This is a genomic window from Cupriavidus sp. SK-4, assembly GCF_000611125.1.
In the GTDB taxonomy this organism is placed as follows: domain Bacteria; phylum Pseudomonadota; class Gammaproteobacteria; order Burkholderiales; family Burkholderiaceae; genus Cupriavidus; species Cupriavidus necator.
Window position 1 is genome coordinate 62,583 of sequence record NZ_JFJW01000036.1, and the last position, 22,926, is coordinate 85,508.

21 protein-coding genes and 1 pseudogene are annotated in these 22,926 nt (G+C 67.3%); 6 read left to right on the plus strand and 16 right to left on the minus strand.

The annotated features are described in order from the left end of the window. Positions 1-16: 16 nt before the first annotated feature. Positions 17-1,009, minus strand: a complete 993-nt coding sequence (locus tag CF68_RS07600; RefSeq protein ID WP_035817135.1) for a tripartite tricarboxylate transporter substrate binding protein — start codon at positions 1,007-1,009, stop codon at positions 17-19. A 246-nt stretch (positions 1,010-1,255) separates the two neighbouring features. Between CF68_RS07600 and CF68_RS07605 the strand changes: the two genes are divergently transcribed. Further along, positions 1,256-2,155: a LysR family transcriptional regulator gene (locus CF68_RS07605; RefSeq protein WP_035817136.1), complete on the plus strand. Its 900-nt coding sequence runs from the start codon at positions 1,256-1,258 to the stop codon at positions 2,153-2,155. Positions 2,156-2,178: 23 nt separating this feature from the next. Here the strand turns inward: CF68_RS07605 and CF68_RS07610 are convergent, their stop codons facing one another. Further along, positions 2,179-3,171 carry a tripartite tricarboxylate transporter substrate binding protein gene (locus CF68_RS07610; protein WP_035817138.1) on the minus strand — a complete coding sequence of 331 codons (993 nt, stop codon included), beginning with the start codon at positions 3,169-3,171 and terminating at the stop codon, positions 2,179-2,181. A 283-nt stretch (positions 3,172-3,454) separates the two neighbouring features. Between CF68_RS07610 and CF68_RS07615 the strand changes: the two genes are divergently transcribed. After that, positions 3,455-3,898, plus strand: coding sequence for a thioesterase family protein (locus CF68_RS07615; protein ID WP_035817139.1), 444 nt, complete (start codon positions 3,455-3,457; stop codon positions 3,896-3,898). Positions 3,899-3,953: 55 nt separating this feature from the next. Here the strand turns inward: CF68_RS07615 and CF68_RS07620 are convergent, their stop codons facing one another. Beyond that, positions 3,954-4,853: a recombination-associated protein RdgC gene (locus tag CF68_RS07620; protein ID WP_035817141.1), complete on the minus strand. Its 900-nt coding sequence runs from the start codon at positions 4,851-4,853 to the stop codon at positions 3,954-3,956. Between the two features lie 108 nt (positions 4,854-4,961). Continuing rightward, positions 4,962-5,540, minus strand: coding sequence for a YSC84-related protein (locus CF68_RS07625; RefSeq protein ID WP_035817143.1), 579 nt, complete (start codon positions 5,538-5,540; stop codon positions 4,962-4,964). 202 nt (positions 5,541-5,742) lie between these two features. Between CF68_RS07625 and CF68_RS07630 the strand changes: the two genes are divergently transcribed. Next, complete coding sequence (locus CF68_RS07630) at positions 5,743-6,165, plus strand: hypothetical protein (RefSeq protein ID WP_035817144.1); 423 nt, start codon at positions 5,743-5,745, stop codon at positions 6,163-6,165. Positions 6,166-6,187: 22 nt separating this feature from the next. On the opposite strand, the gene CF68_RS07635 is transcribed toward CF68_RS07630, so the two are convergent. From CF68_RS07635 to CF68_RS07645, 3 genes are all read right to left on the minus strand, one after another. After that, the gene (locus tag CF68_RS07635; RefSeq protein ID WP_035817146.1) at positions 6,188-7,021 is read right to left on the minus strand and encodes an aldo/keto reductase; all 834 of its coding nucleotides are present in this window, start codon (positions 7,019-7,021) and stop codon (positions 6,188-6,190) included. A 99-nt stretch (positions 7,022-7,120) separates the two neighbouring features. Beyond that, positions 7,121-8,512 carry a GntP family permease gene (locus CF68_RS07640; RefSeq protein WP_035817148.1) on the minus strand — a complete coding sequence of 464 codons (1,392 nt, stop codon included), beginning with the start codon at positions 8,510-8,512 and terminating at the stop codon, positions 7,121-7,123. A gap of 201 nt (positions 8,513-8,713) precedes the next feature. Further along, a complete protein-coding gene (locus CF68_RS07645; protein ID WP_035817150.1) occupies positions 8,714-9,106 on the minus strand; it encodes a 4-oxalocrotonate tautomerase family protein in 393 nt (130 codons plus the stop codon). Between the two features lie 130 nt (positions 9,107-9,236). Here CF68_RS07645 and CF68_RS07650 point away from each other — a divergent pair, with 130 nt between their 5' ends. Both CF68_RS07650 and CF68_RS07655 read left to right on the plus strand, forming a co-directional pair. After that, on the plus strand, positions 9,237-10,109 hold the full coding sequence (locus CF68_RS07650; protein ID WP_035817152.1) for a LysR family transcriptional regulator: 873 nt from the start codon (positions 9,237-9,239) through the stop codon (positions 10,107-10,109). 179 nt (positions 10,110-10,288) lie between these two features. Next, positions 10,289-12,412 (plus strand): TonB-dependent siderophore receptor, encoded by a 2,124-nt coding sequence (locus tag CF68_RS07655; RefSeq protein ID WP_035817154.1) that lies wholly within the window; start codon positions 10,289-10,291, stop codon positions 12,410-12,412. A 136-nt stretch (positions 12,413-12,548) separates the two neighbouring features. Here CF68_RS07655 and CF68_RS07660 read toward each other — a convergent pair whose 3' ends face one another. Beyond that, a complete protein-coding gene (locus tag CF68_RS07660) occupies positions 12,549-13,013 on the minus strand; it encodes a DUF2147 domain-containing protein (RefSeq protein ID WP_035817156.1) in 465 nt (154 codons plus the stop codon). Between the two features lie 1,527 nt (positions 13,014-14,540). Between CF68_RS07660 and CF68_RS07665 the strand changes: the two genes are divergently transcribed. Continuing rightward, positions 14,541-15,128: a histone H1-like DNA-binding protein gene (locus tag CF68_RS07665; RefSeq protein WP_035817158.1), complete on the plus strand. Its 588-nt coding sequence runs from the start codon at positions 14,541-14,543 to the stop codon at positions 15,126-15,128. A gap of 286 nt (positions 15,129-15,414) precedes the next feature. On the opposite strand, the gene CF68_RS07670 is transcribed toward CF68_RS07665, so the two are convergent. From CF68_RS07670 to aroQ, 8 genes and pseudogenes are all read right to left on the minus strand, one after another. Beyond that, positions 15,415-15,882: a membrane protein gene (locus tag CF68_RS07670; protein ID WP_035817161.1), complete on the minus strand. Its 468-nt coding sequence runs from the start codon at positions 15,880-15,882 to the stop codon at positions 15,415-15,417. 37 nt (positions 15,883-15,919) lie between these two features. Next, a complete protein-coding gene (locus tag CF68_RS07675) occupies positions 15,920-16,867 on the minus strand; it encodes a carbohydrate kinase family protein (RefSeq protein ID WP_035817163.1) in 948 nt (315 codons plus the stop codon). Between the two features lie 143 nt (positions 16,868-17,010). After that, positions 17,011-17,511 (minus strand): thiol peroxidase, encoded by a 501-nt coding sequence (gene tpx / locus CF68_RS07680; RefSeq protein ID WP_018312108.1) that lies wholly within the window; start codon positions 17,509-17,511, stop codon positions 17,011-17,013. A 99-nt stretch (positions 17,512-17,610) separates the two neighbouring features. After that, positions 17,611-19,104 (minus strand): DUF3426 domain-containing protein, encoded by a 1,494-nt coding sequence (locus tag CF68_RS07685; RefSeq protein ID WP_035817165.1) that lies wholly within the window; start codon positions 19,102-19,104, stop codon positions 17,611-17,613. 9 nt (positions 19,105-19,113) lie between these two features. Then, the gene (gene prmA / locus CF68_RS07690) at positions 19,114-20,016 is read right to left on the minus strand and encodes a 50S ribosomal protein L11 methyltransferase (protein WP_035817167.1); all 903 of its coding nucleotides are present in this window, start codon (positions 20,014-20,016) and stop codon (positions 19,114-19,116) included. A gap of 43 nt (positions 20,017-20,059) precedes the next feature. Then, positions 20,060-21,412 carry an acetyl-CoA carboxylase biotin carboxylase subunit gene (gene accC, locus CF68_RS07695; RefSeq protein ID WP_018312111.1) on the minus strand — a complete coding sequence of 451 codons (1,353 nt, stop codon included), beginning with the start codon at positions 21,410-21,412 and terminating at the stop codon, positions 20,060-20,062. Positions 21,413-21,658: 246 nt separating this feature from the next. Beyond that, positions 21,659-22,130: pseudogene (gene accB / locus CF68_RS07700) on the minus strand (acetyl-CoA carboxylase biotin carboxyl carrier protein). A gap of 165 nt (positions 22,131-22,295) precedes the next feature. Beyond that, a complete protein-coding gene (gene aroQ, locus CF68_RS07705; protein ID WP_011616025.1) occupies positions 22,296-22,793 on the minus strand; it encodes a type II 3-dehydroquinate dehydratase in 498 nt (165 codons plus the stop codon). Positions 22,794-22,926: the final 133 nt, after the last annotated feature.

Genomic DNA, 22,926 nt, shown 5'->3' on the forward strand with positions numbered 1-22,926 from the left:
TTGGCGTGCGTGGGGCTCAGTCCAGCCGGATGCCGAGTTCGGCCACCAGCCGCTTGTCGCTGGCGAATTGCGACGCGGCGTAGTGCTGGTAATCGGCGGTATTCATGTAGCGGTTGGGCATCGATTCGGATTCGAGCGCGCGCAGGTAGGCCGGGTCCGATGTGGCCTGGCGGAAGGCATCGTGCAGCGTGGCGACCACGGCGGGGTCCAGCGCGCGCGGGCCGGCGATGCCGACTTCGGACTGCACCGTGATGTCGTAGCCCAGCTCGCGCAGCGTGGGCACGGCCTGCCAGCGCTTCAGGCGCTGCGGCTCGGCCACGGCCAGCAGGCGCACCTTGCCGGCTTCGGCCATGGCGCCCCAGCCGGCTTCGATCATCACGTCGACATGGCCGCCCAGCAGCGCGGACAACGCATCGGCGCCGCCCTTGAAGGGGATGAAGTTGAGCTTGATGCCGGCCTGCTGTTCCAGCCGGCGCACGGTGATCTGGCCGAGCGAGCCGGTGCCGACCGATGCCACGTTGACCTTGCCGGGGTTGGCGCGCGCGTGCTTGACGAAGTCGCCAAAGCGCTTCCAAGGCGAGCCCGCTGGCACCGAGATCCCATACACATAGCTGGTCAGGCCGATGATGTAGGTGAAGTCCTTGATCGCGTCGTAGTTCACCGGCTGCAGGTGCGGCAGGCGGAACAGCGCCGGCGTGATCAGCGCCAGCGTGTAGCCGTCGCGCGCCGCGCTGCGCGCCATCGCGGCCGGCCCCAGCGTGCCGCTGACGCCGGGCTGGTTCTGGATCACGATCGGCTGGCCCAGGGTCTTCGACGCCGCCAGGCACAGCGCGCGCATCTGCACGTCGGTGGCGCCACCGGCGGTGAAGGGCACGATCAGGGTGATGGGGCGCGCGGGCCAGGCCTGGGCGCGCACGGTGGCGGGCAGGCTGAGCATGGCCGGGAAGAGCGCAGCGGCCGGCATGGCCTTGAGCAGTGCGCGCCGGCGGGCGTCGGGTGGGCGGGGCATGTGGTCTCCTTGTCTGGTCTGCGGCAGCGCGGGCGGGCTGGTTGCCGGATGCGTTCGAAGCGTCCCGTGTGGTCCGGGCTCTGCGTGATCGCCGTCCTGTGCTGCGTGCGGAAAAGTCTATGGCTCATGTCCGCGCGCATTGATGCCGGCGCCCGGCAAACCGATTCCGAACCGGAATCGCGGACTAAAATGCTCCCGCCACCCCGGCAACATCGCGCTATATCGGCCAACCACAGGAATCGCCGCATGAAGACCGAAGACCTCAGACTGTTCCTGGCGGTGGCGGAGCACGGCAACCTGCACAAGGCGGCCGGCACGCTGGGGCTGACCCAGTCGTCGCTGTCCAAGGTATTGGCGCGGCTGGAGGGAGAGGCCGGGCTGCAGCTGTTCGAGCGCATGCCGCGCGGCGTCATGCTGACGCCGGTGGGCCACAAGCTGCTGGCGCACGCGCGGCGCATCGTGCTGGCCAATGACGACATGGAGAGCGAGATCAACGACGAGCGCCAGGCGCGCGTTGGCCAGGTGCGCGTGGCGACGCTGCCGCACGTGGTGCCGTCGCTGTTCTCGCCGCTGCTTGAGCAGTTCCTGGCCAGCCGGCCGCTGGCCAGGTTCTCGATCGTCACGCACCTGAGCCCGCAACTGATGGCCGCGCTGCAGGGCGGCGAGGTGGACCTGGTTTGCGCCGCCATGCCGGACGGCGAAACCGATGGCCTCGAGTACCTGCCGCTGGGCGCGCTGACGCTGCAGGTGGTGGCGCGCGCGGGACATCCGCGGCGTGCGCGCTTCCGCTCGCTGGCCGATCTGGTGGACGAGCACTGGGTGGCGCCCGCCACCTCGCTCTATGTGCGCAGCGGCTTCGAGGGGCGTTTCACCAGCCGGGGCCTGCCGCCGCCGCGCGTGACCGTGGAAAGCACCAGTTCATCGGTGTCGTTTGCCGACCTGCTGCGCAACACCGACCTGCTCGGCATCATGCCGCAGCGGCTGCTGGGCCAGGCGGTGGCGCAGGGGCTGGAGGCGGTAGAGGGCGACGGCATGTGCTGGCAGTATGAGCTGGCCGTGTTCTGGCGATCCAGCGCCTACCTGTCGCCGCTGTGCCGCGACTTCCGCGACGCGCTGGTGCGCTGGTGCGGGGAAGCCGGCATCTGAGCAGACGCCAGCGGCGCAATGCCTCAGTCCAGCCGGATATTGTTCTCCTTGATCACGTTGCCCCAGTACGCCTGATCCGCCCGGGTCGCAGCCGCAAAAGCGGCAGGCTGCGTCGTCTTGACGATCAGCCCCAGCTCGGCCAGGCGCTGGCGGATGTCCGGCGCGGCCATCACCGTTTCCACATCGGCCGAGACCTTGTCGACGATGGCCTGCGGCGTGCCGGCGGTGGTGAACAACCCAAACCAGGCCGGGCCGTCCAGCCCCTTGTAGCCGAGTTCCTGGAAGGTCGGCACATCCGGCAGCATCGGCGCGCGGGTATTGCCGGTAACGGCCAGCGGCTGGAGCTTGCCGGTGCGCGCATGCTGGCGCACGGTCATCGGCGACAGCGTTCCCAGCGAGATCTGGCCGCCGATCAGGTCGGTGGCGATGGGGGCTTCGCCCTTGTACGGGACATGGACCAGCTGGGCGCCCGCGCCCTTGAGGAAGACCTGCATGTAGAGATGGGCGCCGGTGCCAATGCCATAGGTGCCATAGGAATACTTGTCGGGCTGGGACTTGGCCAGGCTGATCATCTGCGGCAGCGTGCGCGGCATGGTGCTGCTGGCGGTCAGCACCAGGCTGGTGGTGCACAGCTGGCCGATGGCGGTCAGGTCGCGCAGCGGGTCGAACGGCGGCTTGGCCACCATATAGGGCGTCTGCACCAGGCTGGGCAGCGCCAGCAGCAGGGTGTAGCCGTCCGCCGGCGCCTTGGCGACCACGTCGGCGCCGATCATGCCGCCCACGCCGGGTCGGTTCTCGACGATCACCGGGCGCTGCCACAGCTTGCTGAGCGGATCGCCCAGCGCGCGCGCCAGCACGTCGGTGGCACCGCCGGGCGGGTAGGGCACCACCAGCCGCACCGGGCGCGACGGGTAAGCCTGCTGGGCCCACGCCCGGCTGATTCCAAGGGTCGAGGCGGTGGCGGCGAGGGAACCTGCTCCCAGCCAGTGCAGGGCTTTGCGGCGGTCGGCTTGCATCGTGTTTCCTCCAGTCGTTGACAACGTGTCGGTGCGCGGCACAGAGCGTCAATGCGCCAGGGCCACAGCAACATGCAGCGTACGAGTTTGCGCCAGGCCGCGGCATCGGCGGGATGGACGAAAACGTTGGGGGGTACTTACCCGGATGAGGGGCGCGGCAGCCTATGCTGCAGTGCCTCAATCCGAATCGGCGCATCCCTTATGATGGGCGCCTTGCCGCCGGCCTTGCGTTTTGCCTGCATGATCCCGTGCGACGTTCGATCCATTTTTTGCTTGTTCCATCATGGCCCGCCTCAAACTCGACCTGCCTGCCGACCAGTTCTGCTACGCCACGCACCTGACCGTGCGCGTGACCGACATCAACTCGGCCAACCACCTTGCCAACGATTCGATGATCTCGATGATCTCCGAGGCGCGGGCGCGGTTCCTGTATGAATTCGGCAGCGAGGATGTGCGGCAGGAAGGCGTCGGCATCATCGTGACCGACCTGGCCACGATGTACCGCAACGAGGCGCATGCGCGCGACCAGCTGCAGTTCGAGGTGGGGGTGATGGACTTCAACAAGTACGGCGGCGACATCATCTTCCGCATCACGCGGCCGGCCGACGGCACGCTGATCGCGATGGCCAAGTCGGGCTTTGTCTTCTTCGACTACGTGGGAAAGAAAGTGGTGGCGATGCCGGAGGGATTCGCAAAGCGGTTCCCGAAGGTGAACTGGGTGGAGTAACCGCCTGCGTGGCGCTGTCCTTCAACAGCGCCACGGTTCCTGCAGGAGACTCGGCTTACGCCTTGCGCTCGCCGCCCAGCGCCTCGGTGAGGTCGCTGAGCATGCCGGAGAGTTCGCCGGCCATCATGGTGAAATCGGCGTCGAAGCGCTCGTCTTCATCGTGCGCCGTGCCGTCGGCCTGTTCCTTGATCACGTCCAGCGGCGCCACCTTCTTCACCACCAGCCCGTCGGTCAGCACGAACGAGACGCGGTCGTTCCACGTCATCGCCAGGCGCGTGCAGCGCTTGCCGGCGGCGATATGGCGGCGCAGGTCTTCCGGGTCCAGCGGATGGCGCACGTAACGCACGGTGGCCTTGCTTTCCGCGCCGGACTGCAGCTCGATTTCCTGGTCGACGCTGAAGCCGCCCGGTGCCGCATCGCCCGCCAGCCATTCGGTCATGGCCGCCACCGGCGACTGGTTGACGTGCAGGTTGACCAGCGGCAGCGGATCCAGCGCCTTGAACAGCATGCCGCGCACTTCATCGGCCTTAGCCGTGGCGGCGGCGTCGATGGCAAGCCAGCCGTTGTCCGGGTCGATCCACACACGCGTGTCGCGGCGGATGCTGAAGGCGCGCGGCAGCAGTTCTTCGGTGACCTGCTCCTTCAGTTCCTTCATTTGCTTGCGGCCCGGCTTGTAGCCTTGCTGCTCTTCGATTTCCGCGGCGCGCGCGCGCGTAACCTGGTTGACCACGGTGGTGGGCAGCAGCTTCTTTTCGGTGCGCAGCGTCAGCAGCATCTGGCGGCCGACGGTATGGACCAGCTGGCCGTTGTCACGCGGCGAGGCCCAGCCCTGCGTCTGCATTTCGAGGCTGGTACCGGGGAAGAAGGCGTGCTTCGCCAGGCTGGCTTCAACCTCGTCGGCGCTCAGCGACCACGGGGCGGAGAAACGATGGACCTGCAGATTCTTGAACCACATGGGAATTCGGCCAAAGGGACGAATTCTATCCGTTCGCGGCGCGCGGACGCGAAAAATAAGGGCGCCGCGCGGCACGCAGGCCACGCGGCGGTCACCGGAAGCCCGCCCTTACAGGTCGAGCTTGGTGATCTTGCTGCCCTCGAGGCTCAGGCCCGCCATCAGGCCCACATTGGTCATGACGAAGCCGACGATGGGTTGCTGGGCGGTGTTGGTGTCCAGCACGCCGCTGGCGCCAACCGTTGCCACGGCTACGGTGGCATCGACGCCCGCGGTCCAGCCTTCGCTGCGCACGAACTTGTCGTAGGCGTCCTGCGTCAGGAACATCAGGATCACGGACTTGGACTGCGCACCGATCTGCCAGCCGACCGAGCCGGAGACCAGGCGGTAATAACCGCGCGTGGCGCCGCCCGAGCGCAGGGAACCGTCGCCATACTCGCCGCCGACGATAAAGCCGGCCGACAGCGTCTTCGGGAACACCAGGATGCCGCGCGCGCGGTTGCCCAGCTCGCGCGAGCCCTGGACCGAGCTGTACAGGCGCGACAGCGTGCCGTCCACGCCGGAGTCCAGCTCGCGCCGGCGCGCGGCCTTGTCGCTGGGGGCGTCGGGCTTGGTGGTGGTGCAGGCACCCAGGGCCAGGCTGCCGAGGGCCAGACCCGCGCTGGCCGAAAGGAAGGTTCGACGTTTCATCTCGTCTCCTTGGTGTTGTTGTCGTCTTTGAAGCATAGGCGCCGGAAGCACCCGGGCAAATACCGGACCGCGCAGAGACGTTTCCATTTGTGACGAAGGTGGTGCGGGGGGCCATTCGCGGCAAGAATAGCCAGTCTTGCGCCCGGAACGTCCCATGGCTAAACATGGGGTGGCCAATGCGCCGTGACAGCATCATCCCGCCATGAAAAAACTCCTGACCGCCTTGCCGCTGGCCTTCCTGGCCGCGTGCGCTTCACATCCTTCGGGTTCTTCCAATGACGCCGGCGCCGCGGGTGCCGGATCACAGTCGGCCGCCGACAGCAGCGGCTGGCAGGCGCTGCGCGCCAAATACATGGATTGCGCCCAGAAGAAGGCCAACGACAACCTGTCGGCCAAGGGCCAGCCCAAGGATGTGGCCAACCTGGCGCTGGCCGCGTGCCAGCCTGAGCTGGACGCCATGCATGATTCCTTCCGCACCTACCTGGATGCGCAGATGTCGTCGTCGCACGGCAAGAGCAGCGCCCGCCAGGCAGCGGCGCGCGTGACCACCGACACCCGCGAGAAGGCGCGCAGCTACCTGGTGCGCTACGTCGAGCGCGAGCGCTACGTGGCCCGCGTGCCCTGAGGGCACGCGCCCGGCAGCCTGGTCAGAGCATTTCCAGCGGGCCCGGGCCGTCGGGCGGCGGGAAGATGCGGTCGAGTTCGGCCAGCTGGGCGGCCGACAGCGTATGCGACAGCGCGCCCAGGTTCTCCTGCAGGCGCTCGCGCCGGCCGGTCTTGGGGATGGCGATGACGCCGTCCTGCGCCAGCAGCCAGGCCAGTGCCGCCTGTGCCTCCGTCATGCCGTGGTCGCGCGCAAAGCGCTTCAGCCCGGGGTTGCCCAGCAGGCGTGACTGCTCGATCGGCGAATAGGCCATCACCGGCACGCCGCGCTGGCGCAGCCACGGCAGCAGGTCCCACTCGATGCCGCGCCGGCCCAGGTTGTACAGCAGCTGGTTGGTGGCCAGCCGGTCGCCGCCCGGCGCGTCCCACAGCTCCTGCAGATCGGACAGGTCCAGGTTGCTCACGCCCCAGCGGCGGATCTTGCCGTCGCGCTGCAGCGCCTCCATGGCCTGCACCGTCTCTTCCAGCGGCACGCCGCCGCGCCAGTGCAGTAAATAGAGGTCGATGTGGTCGGTGCGCAGCCGCTTCAGGCTGCGCTCGCAGGCCTGCACGGTGCCGCGCCGGCTGGCGTTGAAGGGATAGACCTTGCTGACGAGGAAGGCCTCGTCGCGGCGCCCGGCGATGGCCTCGCCGATCATCTCCTCGGACTGGCCCTCGCCATACATCTCGGCGGTATCGATCAGCCGCATTCCAAGGTCCAGGCCCAGGCGCAGCGTGGCGATTTCTTCGGCGCGCGCGGCGCGCGACTCGCCCATATTCCACGTTCCCATGCCGAGCGCCGGGACGCGCTCGCCGTCGGGCAGGGTGACTTGTTTCATGTGTCGGCTTCCTGGTTTGCCGGGTCAGGTGCCGGGCGGCACCCAACCACACTAGTTAACAACACCTGGAATGTACAAGCCGCGTGGGCCGGGATTGCTTCAGACCAGTCCGGTCAGAAAATACACGGTGATGACGAAGAACACCGCGGCAGTCTTAATCAGTGTGACGGCGAAGATATCGCGGTAGGACTCGCGGTGCGTCAGGCCGGTCACCGCCAGCAGCGTGATCACGGCGCCGTTGTGCGGCAGCGTGTCCATGCCGCCGCTGGCCATCGACACCACGCGGTGCAGTACTTCCAGCGGGATCTGCATGGCCTGCGCGCCCGCGATAAAGGTCTGCGACATCGCCGCCAGCGCAATGCTCATGCCGCCGGAGGCCGAGCCGGTGATGCCGGCCAGCGTGCTGACCGAGACCGCGGCATTGACCAGCGGGTTAGGGATCGCGCGCAACGCGTCGCTGACCACCAGGAAGCCGGGCAGCGCGGCGATGACCCCGCCGAAGCCGTATTCCGATGCGGTGTTCATCGACGCCAGCAGCGCGCCGCCGACGGCGCCCTTGGTGCCCTCGGCAAAGCGCTCGCGCAGGGCGCCGAAGGCGGTCACCAGCACCACGGCGATGCCCAGCAGCAGCGCGCCTTCCACTGCCCAGATCGCGGTCACGCTGGCGATCTTGGTTTCCACGGGATTGGGCAGGCCGGGCAGCGCCACGCTGTTGGAAGGGCCATACCAGAACGGGATCATCCGCGTCAGCCAGAAGTTGGCCACGCCCACCACCACCAGCGGCAGCAGCGCCAGCAGCGGGTGCGGCAGCTTGCCGGACTGGCTGCGCTCGGGCTCGTTGCGCAGGTTGGTGCCGTAGCCTTCGCCACGCGCGGCGGCGCCACGGCGGCGCCATTCCAGGTAGCTCAGGCCCACCACCAGGATAAACAGCGAGCCGGCCACGCCCAGCACCGGTGCGGCCCAGGAGGTGGTGTTGAAGAAGTTGGTGGGGATGATGTTCTGGATCTGCGGCGTGCCCGGCAGCGAATCCATGGTGAACGAGAACGCGCCCAGCGCGATCGCGCCCGGCATCAGCCGTTTGGGGATGTTGCTCTGGCGGTACAGCTCGGCCGCGAACGGATAGACCGCGAACACCACCACGAACAGCGACACGCCGCCATAGGTCAGCAGCGCGCACACCGTGACGATCACCGCATTGGCGCGCGAGCGCCCGATATAGCGGATCGCCGCGGCGACGATGGACTCGGAAAAGCCGGACAGCTCAACCACCTTGCCAAACACCGCGCCTAATAGGAACACGGGGAAATACAGCTTCACGAAGCCGACCATCTTCTCCATGAAGATGCCGGTGAACACCGGTGCGACCGCGGACGGGTCGGTCAGCAGCACCGCGCCCAGCGCGGCGATGGGCGCGAACAGGATCACGCTGTAGCCGCGGTACGCGGCGAACATCAGAAAGGCAAGGGCTGCCAGCACGATCAGAAACGACATCGGATCTCCTTCAGGGTTGCCTTGTCCTGAGGTGCGGTCCGTTTGCCGCGCGGGGGCTGGCGCTTGTGGCGCCTTGTCTCTGTCAGTCCGTCAGGAAAAGGGATCAGCGGGCGACTGTGCCACAGCTTGGCCCGCGGCGAAACCTCTGGTCTCGCCGCGGCACTGAGATGACAGCGGCCGGCATGAAGGAGGTGTCCCGTTTCACCCGTGCTGGTGGCGATACTCCTGCGTGCGCCCGCCGTAGCCGTAGGCCGCGGCGCGGGCGTCGATCACGTGCACGTAGGACACTGGATGCAGCTTGCCCAGCAGCCCCGACATGGTCTCGAACACGGCCTCGATGAACTGCGCTTTCTCCGCCTTGGTGTTGGTTTCATCGGTCACGCTGATGTCCAGGTGGAAGGCGTTGCGGCCCTGCTCCGACAGCGGCACGTCGGCGATGATCCAGCTGTCGTGCGGGATGTACTGGACCGTGACGGCAATCACGTCGCGCTTCTTGCCGAGCACGCGCTCGGTCAGGTCCGCAATCGCCCTGGCGCTGCGGCGGGTGAGGGCGGCGTCGGGTTGGCCGGACAGGTGCAGGACGATGTGGGGCATGGCTGGCTCCTTGGTTTTTCGTGGGTGGGTGATGCCATGGTAGGCGGCGGTGTAATATCGGAAAAGCGGGAATATTCGATGAAAACCATCGGATTATCCGAAGTAACGCCACCCTTGCCGGAGCCTTGCCATGCGTGGATTCGAAACCGACCAGTTGCGCACCTTTGTCACGGTCGCGGACAGCGGCAGCCTGTCGGCGGCGGCGCCCAGGCTGTTCCTGTCGCAGTCCTCGGTCAGCGAGCAGCTGCGCAAGCTGGAGGAGCGCGCCGGCGTGCCGCTGCTGTCGCGCGGCCGGCATGGCGCGGTGCCGACGCCGGCAGGGGAGCGGCTGCTGGAACACGCGCGGCGCATCCTGGCGCTGAACGAGCTGGCCCTGCAGGAGCTGCGCGGCCACGCGCTGGCGGGCGAACTGCGGCTGGCCGTGACCGATTACTTCCGCCCGGGCGAGATCGCCGGCATGCTGCGGCGACTGCGCGAGCGCTACCCGTACCTGCGCCTGCACGTGACGGTGATGAAGAGCGCGGCGATCGATGCCGCCGCGGAGATGGACACCTTCGATATCGGCCTCAGCATGCGCCTGCCGGGCACGCGCGGGCAGGGCACGCGCGGCACGGTGCTGCGGCGTGAGCCGCTGGCCTGGGTCGCCGCGCCTGTCGAGGCCGACAGCCTGCCCGCGACGCTGCCGCTGGTGGTGCTGCCCGATACCTGCTCGCTGCATCAGTACGTGGTGCAGCTGCTGCTGCGCAAGCGCCTTCCGTTCGAGATTGCGCACTCGGCGTCGGGCGTCGCGGGGCTGCACCTGGCGCTGGCGGCGGGGCTGGGGTTGTCGTGCCTGAATGCGTCGGCAATCGGCCCCGGCGTGGCGCCGCTGGACGCCGCCACCATTGCACGGCTGGGGCTGCCGCGGCTGCCTGAGGCGGAGTTCTTCCTGCTGCCCGCGCGGCGCGGGGAGTCAGCGTTCGTTGCCGAGGCGCGCGATGCACTTGCCGGGCAGCTGGTGTAGGGAGTGCGTTGCTGAAGTTCTGGATCCGGCACAGGAATGGCAGCGCCGGCTCAGGCTTGTGCCGAACGCAACATATATTGACCGAGAATGGGAATAATTCGCAATCTCGTTGACCCTGACAATCCTGTAATCGATAATGCGCCCGCGTTTTCAAAACTATTACAGGCGATTACAGGGAAATGAGAATAAAACTTCACCCGATCTGTGCCGCGGTGGCGGGGGGCTTCGTATTTCAACCGATGCTGGCGTGGGCCCAGGCCGCGCCAGGCGCTTCGGCGCAGTTGCCTGAGGTCACGGTCAGGGCAGACGTCAGCCGCGAGCTTGGCACCGGCTATAACCCGCCCAATGCGGTCAGCGCGACCAAGACCGAGGCGCCGCTGCGCGACATCCCGCAGACCGTCAACGTGGTTACCGCCGATGTCATGCGCGACCAGCACGCCACTTCGATGCAGGATGCGCTGAAGAACGTGCCGGGCGTGTCGTTCTCCCACGGCGACGGCCAGCGCGACCAGGTGTCGATCCGCGGCTTTTCCGCCATTGCCGACCAGTTCGTCGACGGCATCCGCGACGATGCGCTGTACTTCCGCGACATGTCCAATGTCGACCGCGTCGAAGTCATCAAGGGACCGGCGGCGGTGCTGTACGGGCGCGGCTCGTCGGGCGGCCTGATCAACCGCGTGAGCAAGAAGCCGGGCATCGACGTCACCGACTTTGCGCTCAGCTACGGCATGTGGGCCGACCGCCGCGCCGAAGCCGACGTGGGCCGCGTGTTTGCCGATGGCGCCGCCGCCTTCCGCGTGACCGGCGCGGTGGAGAAGGCCAACAGCTACCGCTCGCAGCAGTTCCTGGACCGCTCGGCGATCGCGCCGTCGCTGGAGCTGCGCATCGCGCCCGAAACCACCGTGCTGTTCCAGGCAGACTACCTGGAAGACCGCCGCGTGACCGACTTCGGCATCCCGGCCTACAAGGGGCGCCCGGTGGACGTGCCGGCCTCGCGCTACTACGGCGCGGCCAATGCGCGCGATGCCGACTATTCGCAGTCGCGCGTGTTCTCCGGCACCGCCACGGTCAACCATCGCTTCAATGAGAACTGGTCGATCCGCAACGCCACGCGCTACTACCACTACTCGCTGGACCGCAACAACACGCTGACCAACACGGTGAACGAGGCGGCGCGCACCCTCACCATGAACCACGGCAATGTCCGCCGCGAGGAACATGGCTGGTTCAACCAGACCGACCTGACCCAGAAGGCCACCTTCCTGGGCATGAAGCACGAGATCCTGTACGGCATGGAGATCGGCCAGCAGAACAAGGACCAGGTCAACAACACCAAGCCGGTGGTCGGGGCCAACGGCCTGCCGATCGCTTTCGACCTGTTCAACCCGGTGTTGGTGGCGCTGCCGCGCCAGGCACCCGGCACGCCGGGCACGTCGAACCTTGGCGTGTTCAATACCCTGGCGTTCTACACCCAGGACATGATCACCTTCAGCGAGCAGTGGAAGGCGCTGCTGGGCGTGCGCTACGACAACTTCCAGCAGGAGACGCAGAACCGCATCGCCGGCCAGCGCAACCTGTCGCGCACCGACACCGCCTGGAGCCCGCGCGCCGGCCTGGTGTGGCAGCCGTCGAAGGCGCAGTCGTACTACGTGTCGTGGAGCAAGTCGTTCCAGCCCTCCGGCGAGGCTTTCGCGCTGGCGGCCAACAATGCCGACCTGGCACCGGAGACCACCAACAACACCGAGGTGGGCGCCAAGTACGACTGGCTGAACGGCAAGGCGAGCACGACGATCTCGGTGTTCAGGCTGGAGCGCAGCAATATCAAGATCGCCAACGCCACCAACACGGCGCTGCTGCCGATCGGCGAACAGCGCACCGACGGCATCGAGATCTCCGGCGCGGCTGAACTCGGCGGCGGCTGGCGCATGCTGGCCGGCTACGCCTACCTGGATGCCACCGTCACCAAGTCCACCGCCGCGCTGCAGGGCAAGCGCGCCACCATCACGCCGCGCCACTCCGGCAACGCTTGGCTGACCAAGGACCTGGGCCACGGCTTCGGCGTTGGCGCTGGCCTGAACCTGGTGGGCGCGCGCTATGCCGACCCGCTGAACACCGTGACACTGCCCGGCTATGTCACCGCCGATGCGATGGCCTGGTACCGCCGCGGCGCCTTCGAGGCGCAGCTGAACCTGTACAACCTGTTCGACAAGGGCTACGTCGTGTCCGCGCATGGCACCAGCCCCAACCTGAACATGCCGGGTGCCCCGCGCAGCGTGATGGCCACCCTGCGCTACCGGATGTAAAGCGCAGCATCGTGGACAAAAAAACCGGGCGGTGATGAACCGCCCGGTTTTTTTTCGACTGCCGTTTCTGCTTCGGCTGAGCACACGCAACGGCATGCCCCGGAGAAACCCTGAGTCCCGCGCCGTGCCGGCAGGGTCAGTGGTCGCGCTCCCAGGTCTGGGTGCGGCCGATCAGGCTGATGCCGATGAAGCCGCGCACGCTGAGCTTGTTGCCGTCCTCGGCCAGCGACATCTTGCTCTTGTAGACCTTGCCGTTCTCCGGATCGAGGATCTCGCCACCGCTCCACTCGTTGTCGCCGGTCTTGCGCAGGCCGGAGAGGATGGTCATGCCGATGACGGGCTGGTCCTTGCGTGCGTCGGTGCACTTGTCGCACACGCGCGGCTTGCCGTCGCTCTCGACGAAGGTCTTGACCAGGCGTCCGCTGAAGACGCCGTTCTTCTCGGTGATCTCCACCAGCCCGCGCGGCTTGCCGGTGTTGTCGTCGATGGTCTTCCAAATGCCGCTGGGCGTGGCCTGCGCCATCGCCGCGGCGCTGCCGAGCAGGGTGGCGGCAAGCACGGCGGCGCGCAGGGTCGAAGCAAGGGGGGAATGGATGCGCATGATGTCTCCTTTGAGGTTCGTAGCCACGCCAATCTACTGGCGCCGGGAGCGCGCCGCAATCCGGCGCGGCGCGGCGCGCGCCTTTCCGCCGCCATCGCCTGCTACCCGGAAAGCCGCATGCAGCCGCCGTTTGCGGGTTATTGTGATGCAGCAAAAGGCGCCGGCGGACGGGCGCTGAAGCAATCCTCTAAGCGGACGTACGACGCGCTGCCGGCAGGGCGAGGCGAGTGGTGCGGAGAGTGGCGAGGGTGAGAGCGCGAACACGTGAGGCACGGCGCGCGCGATCCGGATCGCACGGCAAGCGCGCGGATCGAACACCCATGCCGATGGCTTGATCGAAGCGTCTGCCGAAGTGTTGCCGCGATGCTTCGCGAGCGTCGTGGCTTGGCTCGATCGCAACGCTTTGATGACCTCGCGATGCCTTCGCGCTGTTGCGTCGATGCAAACCGTTGCGTGCACGCATCACTCTTGGACGGTGTGTGCGACGGTGGCGCGCGAAGCGCGAAGCGAGCATGGCCGAGGCTTGCTCGCATGGCGGCGCGTGCGTGCGCTGCCGACTGTGTAAAGCATGCAGGGCGAGTGTCGCGCAGCGCGGCGCGCGCGCGATCAGGAACGTGTCCGCGCCAGTCGACGGCAGCCGCACGCGTATCGGTGCATCGCCCGCAAAGCCTTTGTCCATGCGGCTTTTCGGAAAACGCGATGACGCGCGCAGCGGCATTGCGCAGTCGTCAGGCGCGCGTTGCGATGCTGGTCGTCAGGGTCTGTCGCGGTGTGTAAAAGCTGCGATGCGCGGTGCGTGCGATGGGGTGTCGCGCGGCGTGCGCGAGCGTGCGAAACGAGCATCGGCACCGGCGTGCGAGCGACGCGTTGCGATGCCATCGGCAACGTCGTCGTGACACTGCGCGTGAGAACTAGTTCGAGCGATATACGCAGGCAAGTTTTTTTGCACTTTTTTCTTAACATCATCGTGCAAACGAATTATGATTCGCCTTGACAAGAGTCTCACTTCATTGCAGAGAAGCAGGAAGCAAGATGGAACGACGAGCGCGATGCGCGCTTCGATGCAGTGACGAAGGTAGTAGCTGAGGAGCACGAGAACTTTGACGCAGACCAGGCCGGATCGGCTTCTTAAAACGCGTGCAGTCTCCCTTGGTCCATTAACGGGTTGGACCCGCTACCACCGAATGAATGCCGCCTGCCGTGCGCGAGGCCAAGCCCGCACCGCAGGCCAGCTGTCCGATATCTCCTCATTTCTGGCCGTGCGCCGGCTCAACGGGCGGTGCGGGCTGATCGAATATTCCAGGGCGCGGCACGTGCCCGAGACCCGCTTGCGGGCTCGCTCCGGCCGCCAAGTCACCGCCAGGGGCGGTGCGCCTGCAACCAAATTCATTAGCGTGCAGCAGTGGTCGGGCCGCACGCCGATGAATCGCTCGCTCGACTGGGGCCGCGCTGCTGTAGTGCGCCTCGGGTCGGTCGGGTCGCCAACTTAGGTCATTCGATATTCACTCTCTAGTGAAGGAGTTATCCATGGCAACTGCTGCAAAGAAAAAGCCGGCGGCTAAGAAGGCCGCCAAGCCGGCCGCCAAGAAGGCTGCTGTGAAGAAGGTAGCCGCCAAGAAGGCAGCACCGGCCGCCAAGAAGGCACCGGCCAAGAAGGCCGCTGTGAAGAAGGTCGCAGCCAAGAAGGCAGCACCGGCCAAGAAGGCAGCCGCCAAGAAGGCCCCGGCCAAGAAGGCCGCGGTGAAGAAGGTAGCCGCCAAGAAGGTCGCGACCAAGAAGGTTGCAGCCAAGAAGGCTCCGGCCAAGAAGGCCGCAGTGAAGAAGGTAGCCGCCAAGAAGGTCGTGGCCAAGAAGGCTGTCGCCAAGAAGGCTCCGGCCAAGAAGGCTGCAGTGAAGAAGGTTGCTGCCAAGAAGGCTGCACCGGCCAAGAAGGCTGCCGCCAAGAAGCCGGCTGCCAAGAAGGCCCCGGCCAAGAAGGCTGCTGCCAAGAAGCCGGCTGCCAAGAAGGCTGCCGCCAAGCCTGCCGCGGCCCCTGCCGTTGCTCCCGCTTCGGCTGCCAAGACCGCGCTGAACCCGGCTGCTGCCTGGCCGTTCCCGACGGGCAACCGTCCGTAAGCTGCTCCGCCACGGAGTGGACCTTACACGTTCCGCAAGGAACCGCACCGGCACGCAGCGCGTGCCTGCATGACCGGATACTGCGTATCCGGTCCGCAAGACACCAGGTCTTGCCGACCCGCCGATGGCATCCGCCCGGCGGGTTTTTTCATGGGCGCGCGCCCACGCGGGAGCGGTCCGCCGCAATGTTACGGAATTGCAAAGCCGAAAAGAAAAAGCGCCGCGACCCTTGCGGGTGCGGCGCGCTTTGCTGCGCCCTGGCGCGGCCCTGCGGGGCCGCGAGGGCTCAGTGCGTGACCCGGGTCACGCCGCCCGAGGACAGCAGCCGCACGCGCTCGCCAGGGCGGAAGGCTTCGTCGGCCTCCTGCGTGATCGCGCGCATCTCGCCGTTGTCCAGGCGCACGGTGATTTCCAGCCCGCGGCGCTGGTTGATCTTGTTCTCGGCCGCGCTGCCGGCAATGCCGCCGAGCACCGCGCCAAGGATCCCGGCCGCCACCGCGCCGTTGCCGCCGCCGATGGTGCTGCCGGCGGCAACGCCGCCGATGGCACCGCCCGCGAGCGTGCCGGCGCCGCTCTGGTTACCCTGGATGGTGACCTCGCGGATGCCTTCGACCACGCCGTAGCGCACGGTCTGTTCGCGCTGCGCCTGGCCTGTGCCATAGACGCTGTTGGAGTTGGATTGCGTAGCGCAGCCGGCAACCAGGGCGGTGACGGCAAGGACGGCAACGGCACCGCCACGTAGCTTGTTGTTCATGTCGTTTCCCGAAAAGAAGCCACGCGCCGGCCGCAGGTCAGGCGTAGCGGTACCCGAATGCAGACTGGAACCGGTTGCCGATTTCCTCGCGCGACAACCAGTGGTTCTGCGGACCCTGTTGCGCGATCTTGACCGAACCCATCAGCGATGCCAGGCGGCCAGTCGTTTCCCAGTCTAATCCGTTTTCAATGCCGTAGAGCAGGCCGCCACGGAAGGCGTCGCCACACCCGGTCGGGTCCACGATGCGCTCGGCCGCAACCGCCGGAATCGCGTACTGGCGACCATCGGCAAAGATGCTGGCGCCGCGCTCGCCGTGCGTGACGATGAAGGCACGAACCTTGGCGGCAACCTCGGCGCTGGTCCATGCGGTGCGGGACAGCAGGACCTGTGCCTCGTAGTCATTGACTGTCACGTAACTGGCGAGTTCAACGAACTCGCGCAGGTCTTCCCCGTTGAACAGGGGCATGGCCTGACCCAGATCAAAGATGAACGGCACGCCGGCCTCGGCGAACTGGCGCGCATGGTGCAGCATGCCCTCGCGGCTGTCGGGCGCGACGATGCCCAGGCCCGGCGCGCTGGCGCCGCCCAGCGCATCCTTGACGTGGTTCAGCTGCGACTGGCTCATTGCGCCAGGGTGGAAGGCGGTGATCTGGTTGTTGTCCAGGTCGGTGGTGATCATGGCCTGCGCCGTGAAGGTCTCCGGCAGCACGCGGATGTGGCCGGTGGCGATCTCCAGCTTGCGCAGGTAGTCCAGGTAGGGTTCGGCATCGGCGCCGACGGTGGCCATCACCACGGGATCGCCGCCCAGCATCTTCAGCGTGTAGGCGATGTTGCCGGCGCAGCCGCCGAACTCGCGGCGCATGCCGGGCACCAGGAACGAGACGTTCAGCATGTGGATCTGGTCCGGCAGGATGTGTTCACGGAAGCGTCCGTCGAACGTCATGATGGTGTCGTAGGCGACGGAGCCGCAGATCAGGCTGGCCATGCTCTCTCCAGGTGTTGGGATGATTGGGTGAAACGGAGCCCTTGCGGGCAGTATCGGTCGGGCAGAAAACAAAAAGCGGCCGCCCCGGGATGCGGGCGGCCGCTGCCGTCCGGGAACCCGCGGGTTCCCGGGCGTGCCGCTGATTACTTCAGCGCGGCCAGGGCGGCGTCGTAGTCCGGCTCGCTCTTGATTTCCGGCACCAGCTGGCTGTACTTGACGGTGTCGTTCTCGTCGAGCACCACCACGGCGCGGGCGGTCACGCCGGCCAGCGGGCCGGTCTTGATGTCCACGCCGTAGTTGCCCTTGAACTCGGCGCCGCGCATGGTCGACAGCGGCACCACGTTGGCCAGGCCTTCAGCGGTGCAGAAGCGGCCCATGGCGAACGGCAGGTCGGCCGAGATCGTCAGCACCACGGTGTTGGCGAGGCCGCTGGCGGCTTCATTGAACTTGCGCGCTGAGGCCTGGCACACCGGGGTGTCCAGGCTCGGGACGATGTTCAGCACCTTGCGCTTGCCGGCGAAGTCGGCCAGCGTGACGTCCTTCAGGTCCTTGCCGACCAGCGAGAAGGCGGGGGCCTTGTCGCCGGCTTGCGGGAACTTGCCTGCGACTTCGATGGCGTTGCCGCCGAGGGTGACGTTGCTCATGTCTACTCCTTGTTGTCTGATGGATTTCCGGTTCGTGTCCGGAGCGGGGGGCGCGGCCTGCCGCCGGACTCGGATTCGGTCCGGCGGCGGGCCAGGGATTCAGGGGTAAAAAATCAGCACGCGATAGTTGGCTGGCGCCTGCTGCGTCCGGAATCGTACCCGAACCGGCAGCTCCATGCCCGCGCGAAGACCCTGCGCGGCAAAGGCCTTTTGCGACGGCTCTAGGTACTCCGCGGGCTGCAGCACCCGGCGCAGCAGCAGCTGATCCTGCAGGTCGGTCATCACCAGCTCGATCGCGGGCAGGGCGGTGCTGGCGCGGCCTAGGTTGCGCAGCGTGACCGCCAGCAGGTAGGTGTCGCCGTCTTCATCCTGGCGCTGCAGCTGCGAGGTCTCGATGCGCAACGCATCGATGTCGCGCCACGGCGGCACGTCGCAGCCCAGCGGTGCGCAGGCGGCCTCGAGTGCCGGGCGCAGCATCGGGAACTGGCCGGCCAGCTGGCTGCGTGCCAGGTAGACCACTTGCACGGCCGCGGCGATGGCAAGCACCACGGCGGCCACGCGCCAGGCGGAGCGGGGCACGGCTACTGGCTTGCGGGGCTGGCGTTCGCGCTCGCGCTCACGCGCATGGCGCAGGAAGTCGGGGGCGAAGACCGGGCCGGCCGGTGCTTCGGTGCGCGCCCAGCGGCGCGTGGTCTGCTCGCGCGCGACGGCGCCGCCGGTGACGCTGGAGGGCTGGCCGGTGTCGGGGCCGGGGGCGTTGTCGTCGTCGCCAACGGTGGGTGAGGCGGACGAGGCGGGCGAGGCGGCGGGGCGGGCCGGTGCCTGATCCGGCCACGCGGTCGGCTCGGACCCGGCATCGGATGACGCCGCGCGCAGGAACTCGCTTGCGCTGGGGATGCTGGCAGCGGGTGCCACTGGCGCGGGCTTGGCATCGGCGTCAGCGTCAACATCAGCGGGTTGCGACGCTGCCGGTGTCGCCGCAGCGGCCGGGGGTGCCGCCGGTACGGCGGGGGTATCGAGCGCGCCGTGATCGAGTGCCGGCCAGGCGGACGCGGGGGCCGGCTGTGCCGGCGTATCCTCGGTTTGCTCCGGTGCCGTGACGGGGGCGGGCTCGGCCGCATCCGGGCCGGCAGCCTGGCGTTCCGCCTCGCGTGCATCGCGATGGGCGACGGCGTCGTTGGCTTCGCGCAGCGCCTGCTCGATCTCGGCGTCTTCCATGCCGGCGGGTGCCGGCATGGCCATGTCCTCCGGCGACGACATCAGCATCGTCGGCGCATCCAGCGCCGGCACGTCATAGCCGGGGTCGATGGTCGGGGTGAAGGCAGGCTGCGGCGCAGGCGCGGCTTCAGCCGATGCGGGCGGCGCCGAGGGGGCGGGAGGGGCGGCCGGTGAAGTTGCCGCAGACGGCGCCGATGATGCCGATGACGCAGCGTCGGCAGGCAGCGGAATCTCGATCAGGTGCTCGCGCGCGTCGAACACCGTTTCGCACTGGCCGCAACGCACCAGGCCCTGGCGCAGGCGCAGCTGGTCGGCGACCAGCCGGAAGGCGGTGCGGCAGGCCGGGCAGCGCGTGACTAGCTTGACGGCGACCATCGGTGTGAATCAGGGACGGGTGCCGCGGGTGCCATGCAGGCACACCCAGCCTTCCTCGCTGCGCCACACCGTCAGCGGCAGCCAGGGCGCGTAGGCCGCGGCGACTTCATCCGCCTGGCGCTCCAGCACGCCGGACAGCACCAGCCGTCCGCCGGCGCGCACGCGCGCGCTCAGCATGGCGGCCATCAGCTTGAGCGGATTGGACAGGATATTGGCGACCACCAGGTCGTAGCTGGCCTCGGACACCGATTCGGGCAGCGCGAACGAGGCGTCCACCCGGTTGCGCTCGGCGTTGTAGCGCGATGCTTCCACCGCGTTGGGATCGATGTCGATGCCGACGGTGTCGCCCGCGCCCAGCTTGCGCGCCACGATGGCCAGGATGCCGGAGCCGCAGCCGTAGTCGAGCACGGTTTCGCCCGGCTTCAGGTTCTGCTCCAGCCACTGCATGCACAGCCGCGTGGTGGGATGGCTGCCGGTGCCGAAGGCCAGGCCCGGGTCGAGCTCCAGCACCACGGCATCGGGTTCGGGCGCGTCGTGCCACGACGGCACCACCCAGATGCGCTCGCCGATGCGGATCGGCTCGAACTGGGATTGCGTCAGCCGCACCCAGTCCTGGTCCTCGACCGCGCGCAGCTGGTAGGCCGGCACCGGGTCGATGCCCAGCTGGTTGGCGGCTGCCGCCACCACCACGGCCGGATCGGCATCGTCGCCGAACAGCGCCACCACGCGCGAGCGGTTCCACGCGAGTTGCTTCGGTTCCAGCCCGGGCTCGCCAAAGAGCGGCTGCTCGTCGGGCGTGTCGGCATCGGCGTCTTCCACCGAGACCGACAGCGCGCCGAGGTCGAACAGGGCATCAGACCAGGCTTCGGCCTGGTCCTGCGCCACTTCGATCACACATTCCTGAAATGCCACGGGCTTCCTTGCTTGCTGCTTGTGTATTGCGGGTAACGTTGCGTCAGGCCTTCGCGCGCTCCGCCAGGCGATGCTCGAGATAGTGGATGCTGGTGCCGCCTTCAACGAAGTTGGCATCCATCATCAGCTCGCGGTGCAGCGGCACGTTGGTCTGGATTCCGTCCACCACCATTTCCGACAGCGCGATACGCATGCGGGCAATGGCCTGCTCGCGCGTGGCGCCGTAAGTGATGATCTTGCCGATCATCGAATCGTAGTTGGGCGGGACGAAGTAACCATCATACGCGTGCGAGTCGACCCGCACACCCGGGCCGCCGGGCATGTGCCAGGCGGTGATGCGGCCCGGCGACGGCGTGAACTTGAACGGGTCCTCGGCGTTCACGCGGCATTCGATCGCGTGGCCACGGAACTGCACATCCTTCTGGCGCAAGCGCAGCTTCTCGCCAAAGGCGATGCGGATCTGCTCCTGCACGATGTCGATGCCGGTGATCATCTCGGTGACCGGGTGCTCGACCTGCACGCGCGTGTTCATCTCGATGAAGTAGAACTCGTTGTTCTCGTACAGGAACTCGAACGTGCCGGCGCCGCGGTAGCCCATCTTCTTGCAGGCCTCGGCGCAGCGATCGCCGATGCGCTCGATCAGGCGGCGCGGAATGTGCGGTGCGGGCGCTTCCTCGATCACCTTCTGGTGGCGGCGCTGCATCGAGCAGTCGCGCTCGCCCAGCCAGATCGCCTGGCGGTGCTGGTCGGCGAGGATCTGGATTTCCACATGGCGCGGGTTCTCGAGGAACTTCTCCATGTAGACCTCGGGATTGCCGAAGGCGCGGCCGGCTTCTTCACGCGTCATGTTGACGGCGTTGATCAGCGCGGCTTCGGTGTGCACCACGCGCATGCCGCGGCCACCGCCGCCGCCTGCGGCCTTGATGATCACCGGGTAGCCCACGCGGCGCGCGGTCGCCAGGATTTCCTTGGGGTCGTCGGGCAGGGCGCCGTCGGAGCCGGGCACGCACGGCACGCCGGCCTTGATCATGGACTGCTTGGCCGACACCTTGTCGCCCATCAGGCGGATGCTGTCGGCGGTCGGGCCGATAAAGACGAAGCCGGATTTCTCCACGCGCTCGGCAAAGTCGGCGTTCTCGGACAGGAAGCCGTAGCCGGGGTGGATGGCTTGCGCGTCGGTCACTTCGGCGGCCGAGATGATGGCCGGCATGTTCAGGTACGACAGCGGCGACGGGGCCGGGCCGATGCAGACGGCTTCGTCTGCCAGGCGTACGTACTTGGCCTCTTTGTCGGCCTCGGAATACACCACGACCGTCTTGATGCCCAGTTCGCGGCAGGCGCGCTGGATGCGAAGAGCGATTTCGCCGCGGTTCGCGATCAGAATTTTTTCAAACATGGTCTCTCTCTGCGAGAACAGTAGCGGTCCCGCTGCGCGCCGCAACGGCACGCCGGGCGCGCGGCCCGGGGGCTGTCGCCGCCGTGGCCGCCATACTGCGCGGAACTGCATGGAACTGCACGGAACGGGCCGCGAAGCCCACAACGTCCCTGGCGCCAAACAACGCCATGGCATGCCGCGCGGGTGCTGCTGCGGGGGCCACTTGCGTGGCCGGTGGCAGCATGCGGCGTGGCATGCCGGTCAGGATCAGCCGATGACGAACAGCGGCTGGCCGTATTCGACAGCCTGGCCGTTCTCGACCAGGATTTCCTTGATGACGCCGGCCTTGTCGCACTCGATTTCGTTGAGCAGCTTCATGGCTTCGATGATGCAGACGGTCTGGCCTTCCTTGACCGAGTCGCCGACGTTGACGAACGGGGCGGCGCCCGGCGACGGCGCACGGTAGAACGTGCCTACCATCGGCGAGGTCACCACATGGCCGACGGGCAGTTGGGCGGCGGGCTCTGCAGCCGGTGCCGCGGCACCAGCCGGTGCGGCGGCCCCCGCNGGCCGCAGCGGGCGGCAGCGCCTGCATCTGCGGCATGGCCATCGGCGCGGCGATGATTTGCGGCGGTTGCTTGACGATGCGTACCTTGCCGTCGCCTTCGGTGACTTCCAGCTCGGAGATGCCGGATTCGGCCACCAGGTCGATAAGCGTCTTCAGCTTGCGCAGGTCCATCTTTTTATCCTCCTGAATCGGGTTATCCGGCCGCTGCCCGGGACGGGCCGCGGCGGAAGAATCGTGTTGCCGGCCACCGGAAATCCACGCCCGCCGTGCCGAGGCACGCCAACGGGCGCAGGCCGCCGGGCGGCGCGCGCAGGTTGTCGAAAAAATCTTGGGAGTTCAGCTCCCCGAACTCTCGGGTGGCGGCTGCTCCTGGCCCAGCACATAGTCCAGCGCCAGCAGGTAACCCTGCCAGCCAAGCCCGCAGATCACCCCGACTGCCACGTCGGAGAAGTAGGAGTGGTGGCGAAAGCTTTCGCGCCGGTGCACGTTGGACAGGTGCACCTCGACGAACGGGATCGCCACGCCGGCCAGGGCATCGCGCAGCGCCACGCTGGTATGCGTGTAGGCAGCCGGGTTGATGATGATGAACTCGACCCCTTCCGCGCGTGCGGCGTGGATGCGGTCGACCAGTGCCCCCTCATGGTTGGACTGGAACGTATCCAGCGAAACGCCGGCTTTTGCCGCGCGTTCGGCCAGGGCCGCGTCAATATCGGCAAGCGTCGTGTGCCCATAGGTTTCCGGCTCGCGCGTGCCCAGCAGGTTCAGGTTCGGCCCATGCAGGACCAGCACCTTGCGGTAGCGGGCTGAGCGACGGATGGAGCGGGTTGCAGTCACGGCGGCTCGACCAGATCAACGAAATTGCGCGGAGATTACCGTAGCTTAGAGGGATTTGTCTAGCGCGCGATACAAGGCTTGGCGACCTTGTGCGACGCTCTGGCGGCCCTTTGAGCACTTTCTGGCCGTTTTG

Bases quoted from the DNA above. Each gene is read 5' to 3' on its own strand.
- CF68_RS07600 (WP_035817135.1), bottom strand. From the start codon at position 1,009: ATGCCCCGCCCACCCGACGCCCGCCGGCGCGCACTGCTCAAGGCCATG.
- CF68_RS07605 (WP_035817136.1), top strand. From the start codon at position 1,256: ATGAAGACCGAAGACCTCAGACTGTTCCTGGCGGTGGCGGAGCACGGC.
- CF68_RS07610 (WP_035817138.1), bottom strand. From the start codon at position 3,171: ATGCAAGCCGACCGCCGCAAAGCCCTGCACTGGCTGGGAGCAGGTTCC.
- CF68_RS07615 (WP_035817139.1), top strand. From the start codon at position 3,455: ATGGCCCGCCTCAAACTCGACCTGCCTGCCGACCAGTTCTGCTACGCC.
- CF68_RS07620 (WP_035817141.1), bottom strand. From the start codon at position 4,853: ATGTGGTTCAAGAATCTGCAGGTCCATCGTTTCTCCGCCCCGTGGTCG.
- CF68_RS07625 (WP_035817143.1), bottom strand. From the start codon at position 5,540: ATGAAACGTCGAACCTTCCTTTCGGCCAGCGCGGGTCTGGCCCTCGGC.
- CF68_RS07630 (WP_035817144.1), top strand. From the start codon at position 5,743: ATGAAAAAACTCCTGACCGCCTTGCCGCTGGCCTTCCTGGCCGCGTGC.
- CF68_RS07635 (WP_035817146.1), bottom strand. From the start codon at position 7,021: ATGAAACAAGTCACCCTGCCCGACGGCGAGCGCGTCCCGGCGCTCGGC.
- CF68_RS07640 (WP_035817148.1), bottom strand. From the start codon at position 8,512: ATGTCGTTTCTGATCGTGCTGGCAGCCCTTGCCTTTCTGATGTTCGCC.
- CF68_RS07645 (WP_035817150.1), bottom strand. From the start codon at position 9,106: ATGCCCCACATCGTCCTGCACCTGTCCGGCCAACCCGACGCCGCCCTC.
- CF68_RS07650 (WP_035817152.1), top strand. From the start codon at position 9,237: ATGCGTGGATTCGAAACCGACCAGTTGCGCACCTTTGTCACGGTCGCG.
- CF68_RS07655 (WP_035817154.1), top strand. From the start codon at position 10,289: ATGAGAATAAAACTTCACCCGATCTGTGCCGCGGTGGCGGGGGGCTTC.
- CF68_RS07660 (WP_035817156.1), bottom strand. From the start codon at position 13,013: ATGCGCATCCATTCCCCCCTTGCTTCGACCCTGCGCGCCGCCGTGCTT.
- CF68_RS07665 (WP_035817158.1), top strand. From the start codon at position 14,541: ATGGCAACTGCTGCAAAGAAAAAGCCGGCGGCTAAGAAGGCCGCCAAG.
- CF68_RS07670 (WP_035817161.1), bottom strand. From the start codon at position 15,882: ATGAACAACAAGCTACGTGGCGGTGCCGTTGCCGTCCTTGCCGTCACC.
- CF68_RS07675 (WP_035817163.1), bottom strand. From the start codon at position 16,867: ATGGCCAGCCTGATCTGCGGCTCCGTCGCCTACGACACCATCATGACG.
- tpx (WP_018312108.1), bottom strand. From the start codon at position 17,511: ATGAGCAACGTCACCCTCGGCGGCAACGCCATCGAAGTCGCAGGCAAG.
- CF68_RS07685 (WP_035817165.1), bottom strand. From the start codon at position 19,104: ATGGTCGCCGTCAAGCTAGTCACGCGCTGCCCGGCCTGCCGCACCGCC.
- accC (WP_018312111.1), bottom strand. From the start codon at position 21,412: ATGTTTGAAAAAATTCTGATCGCGAACCGCGGCGAAATCGCTCTTCGC.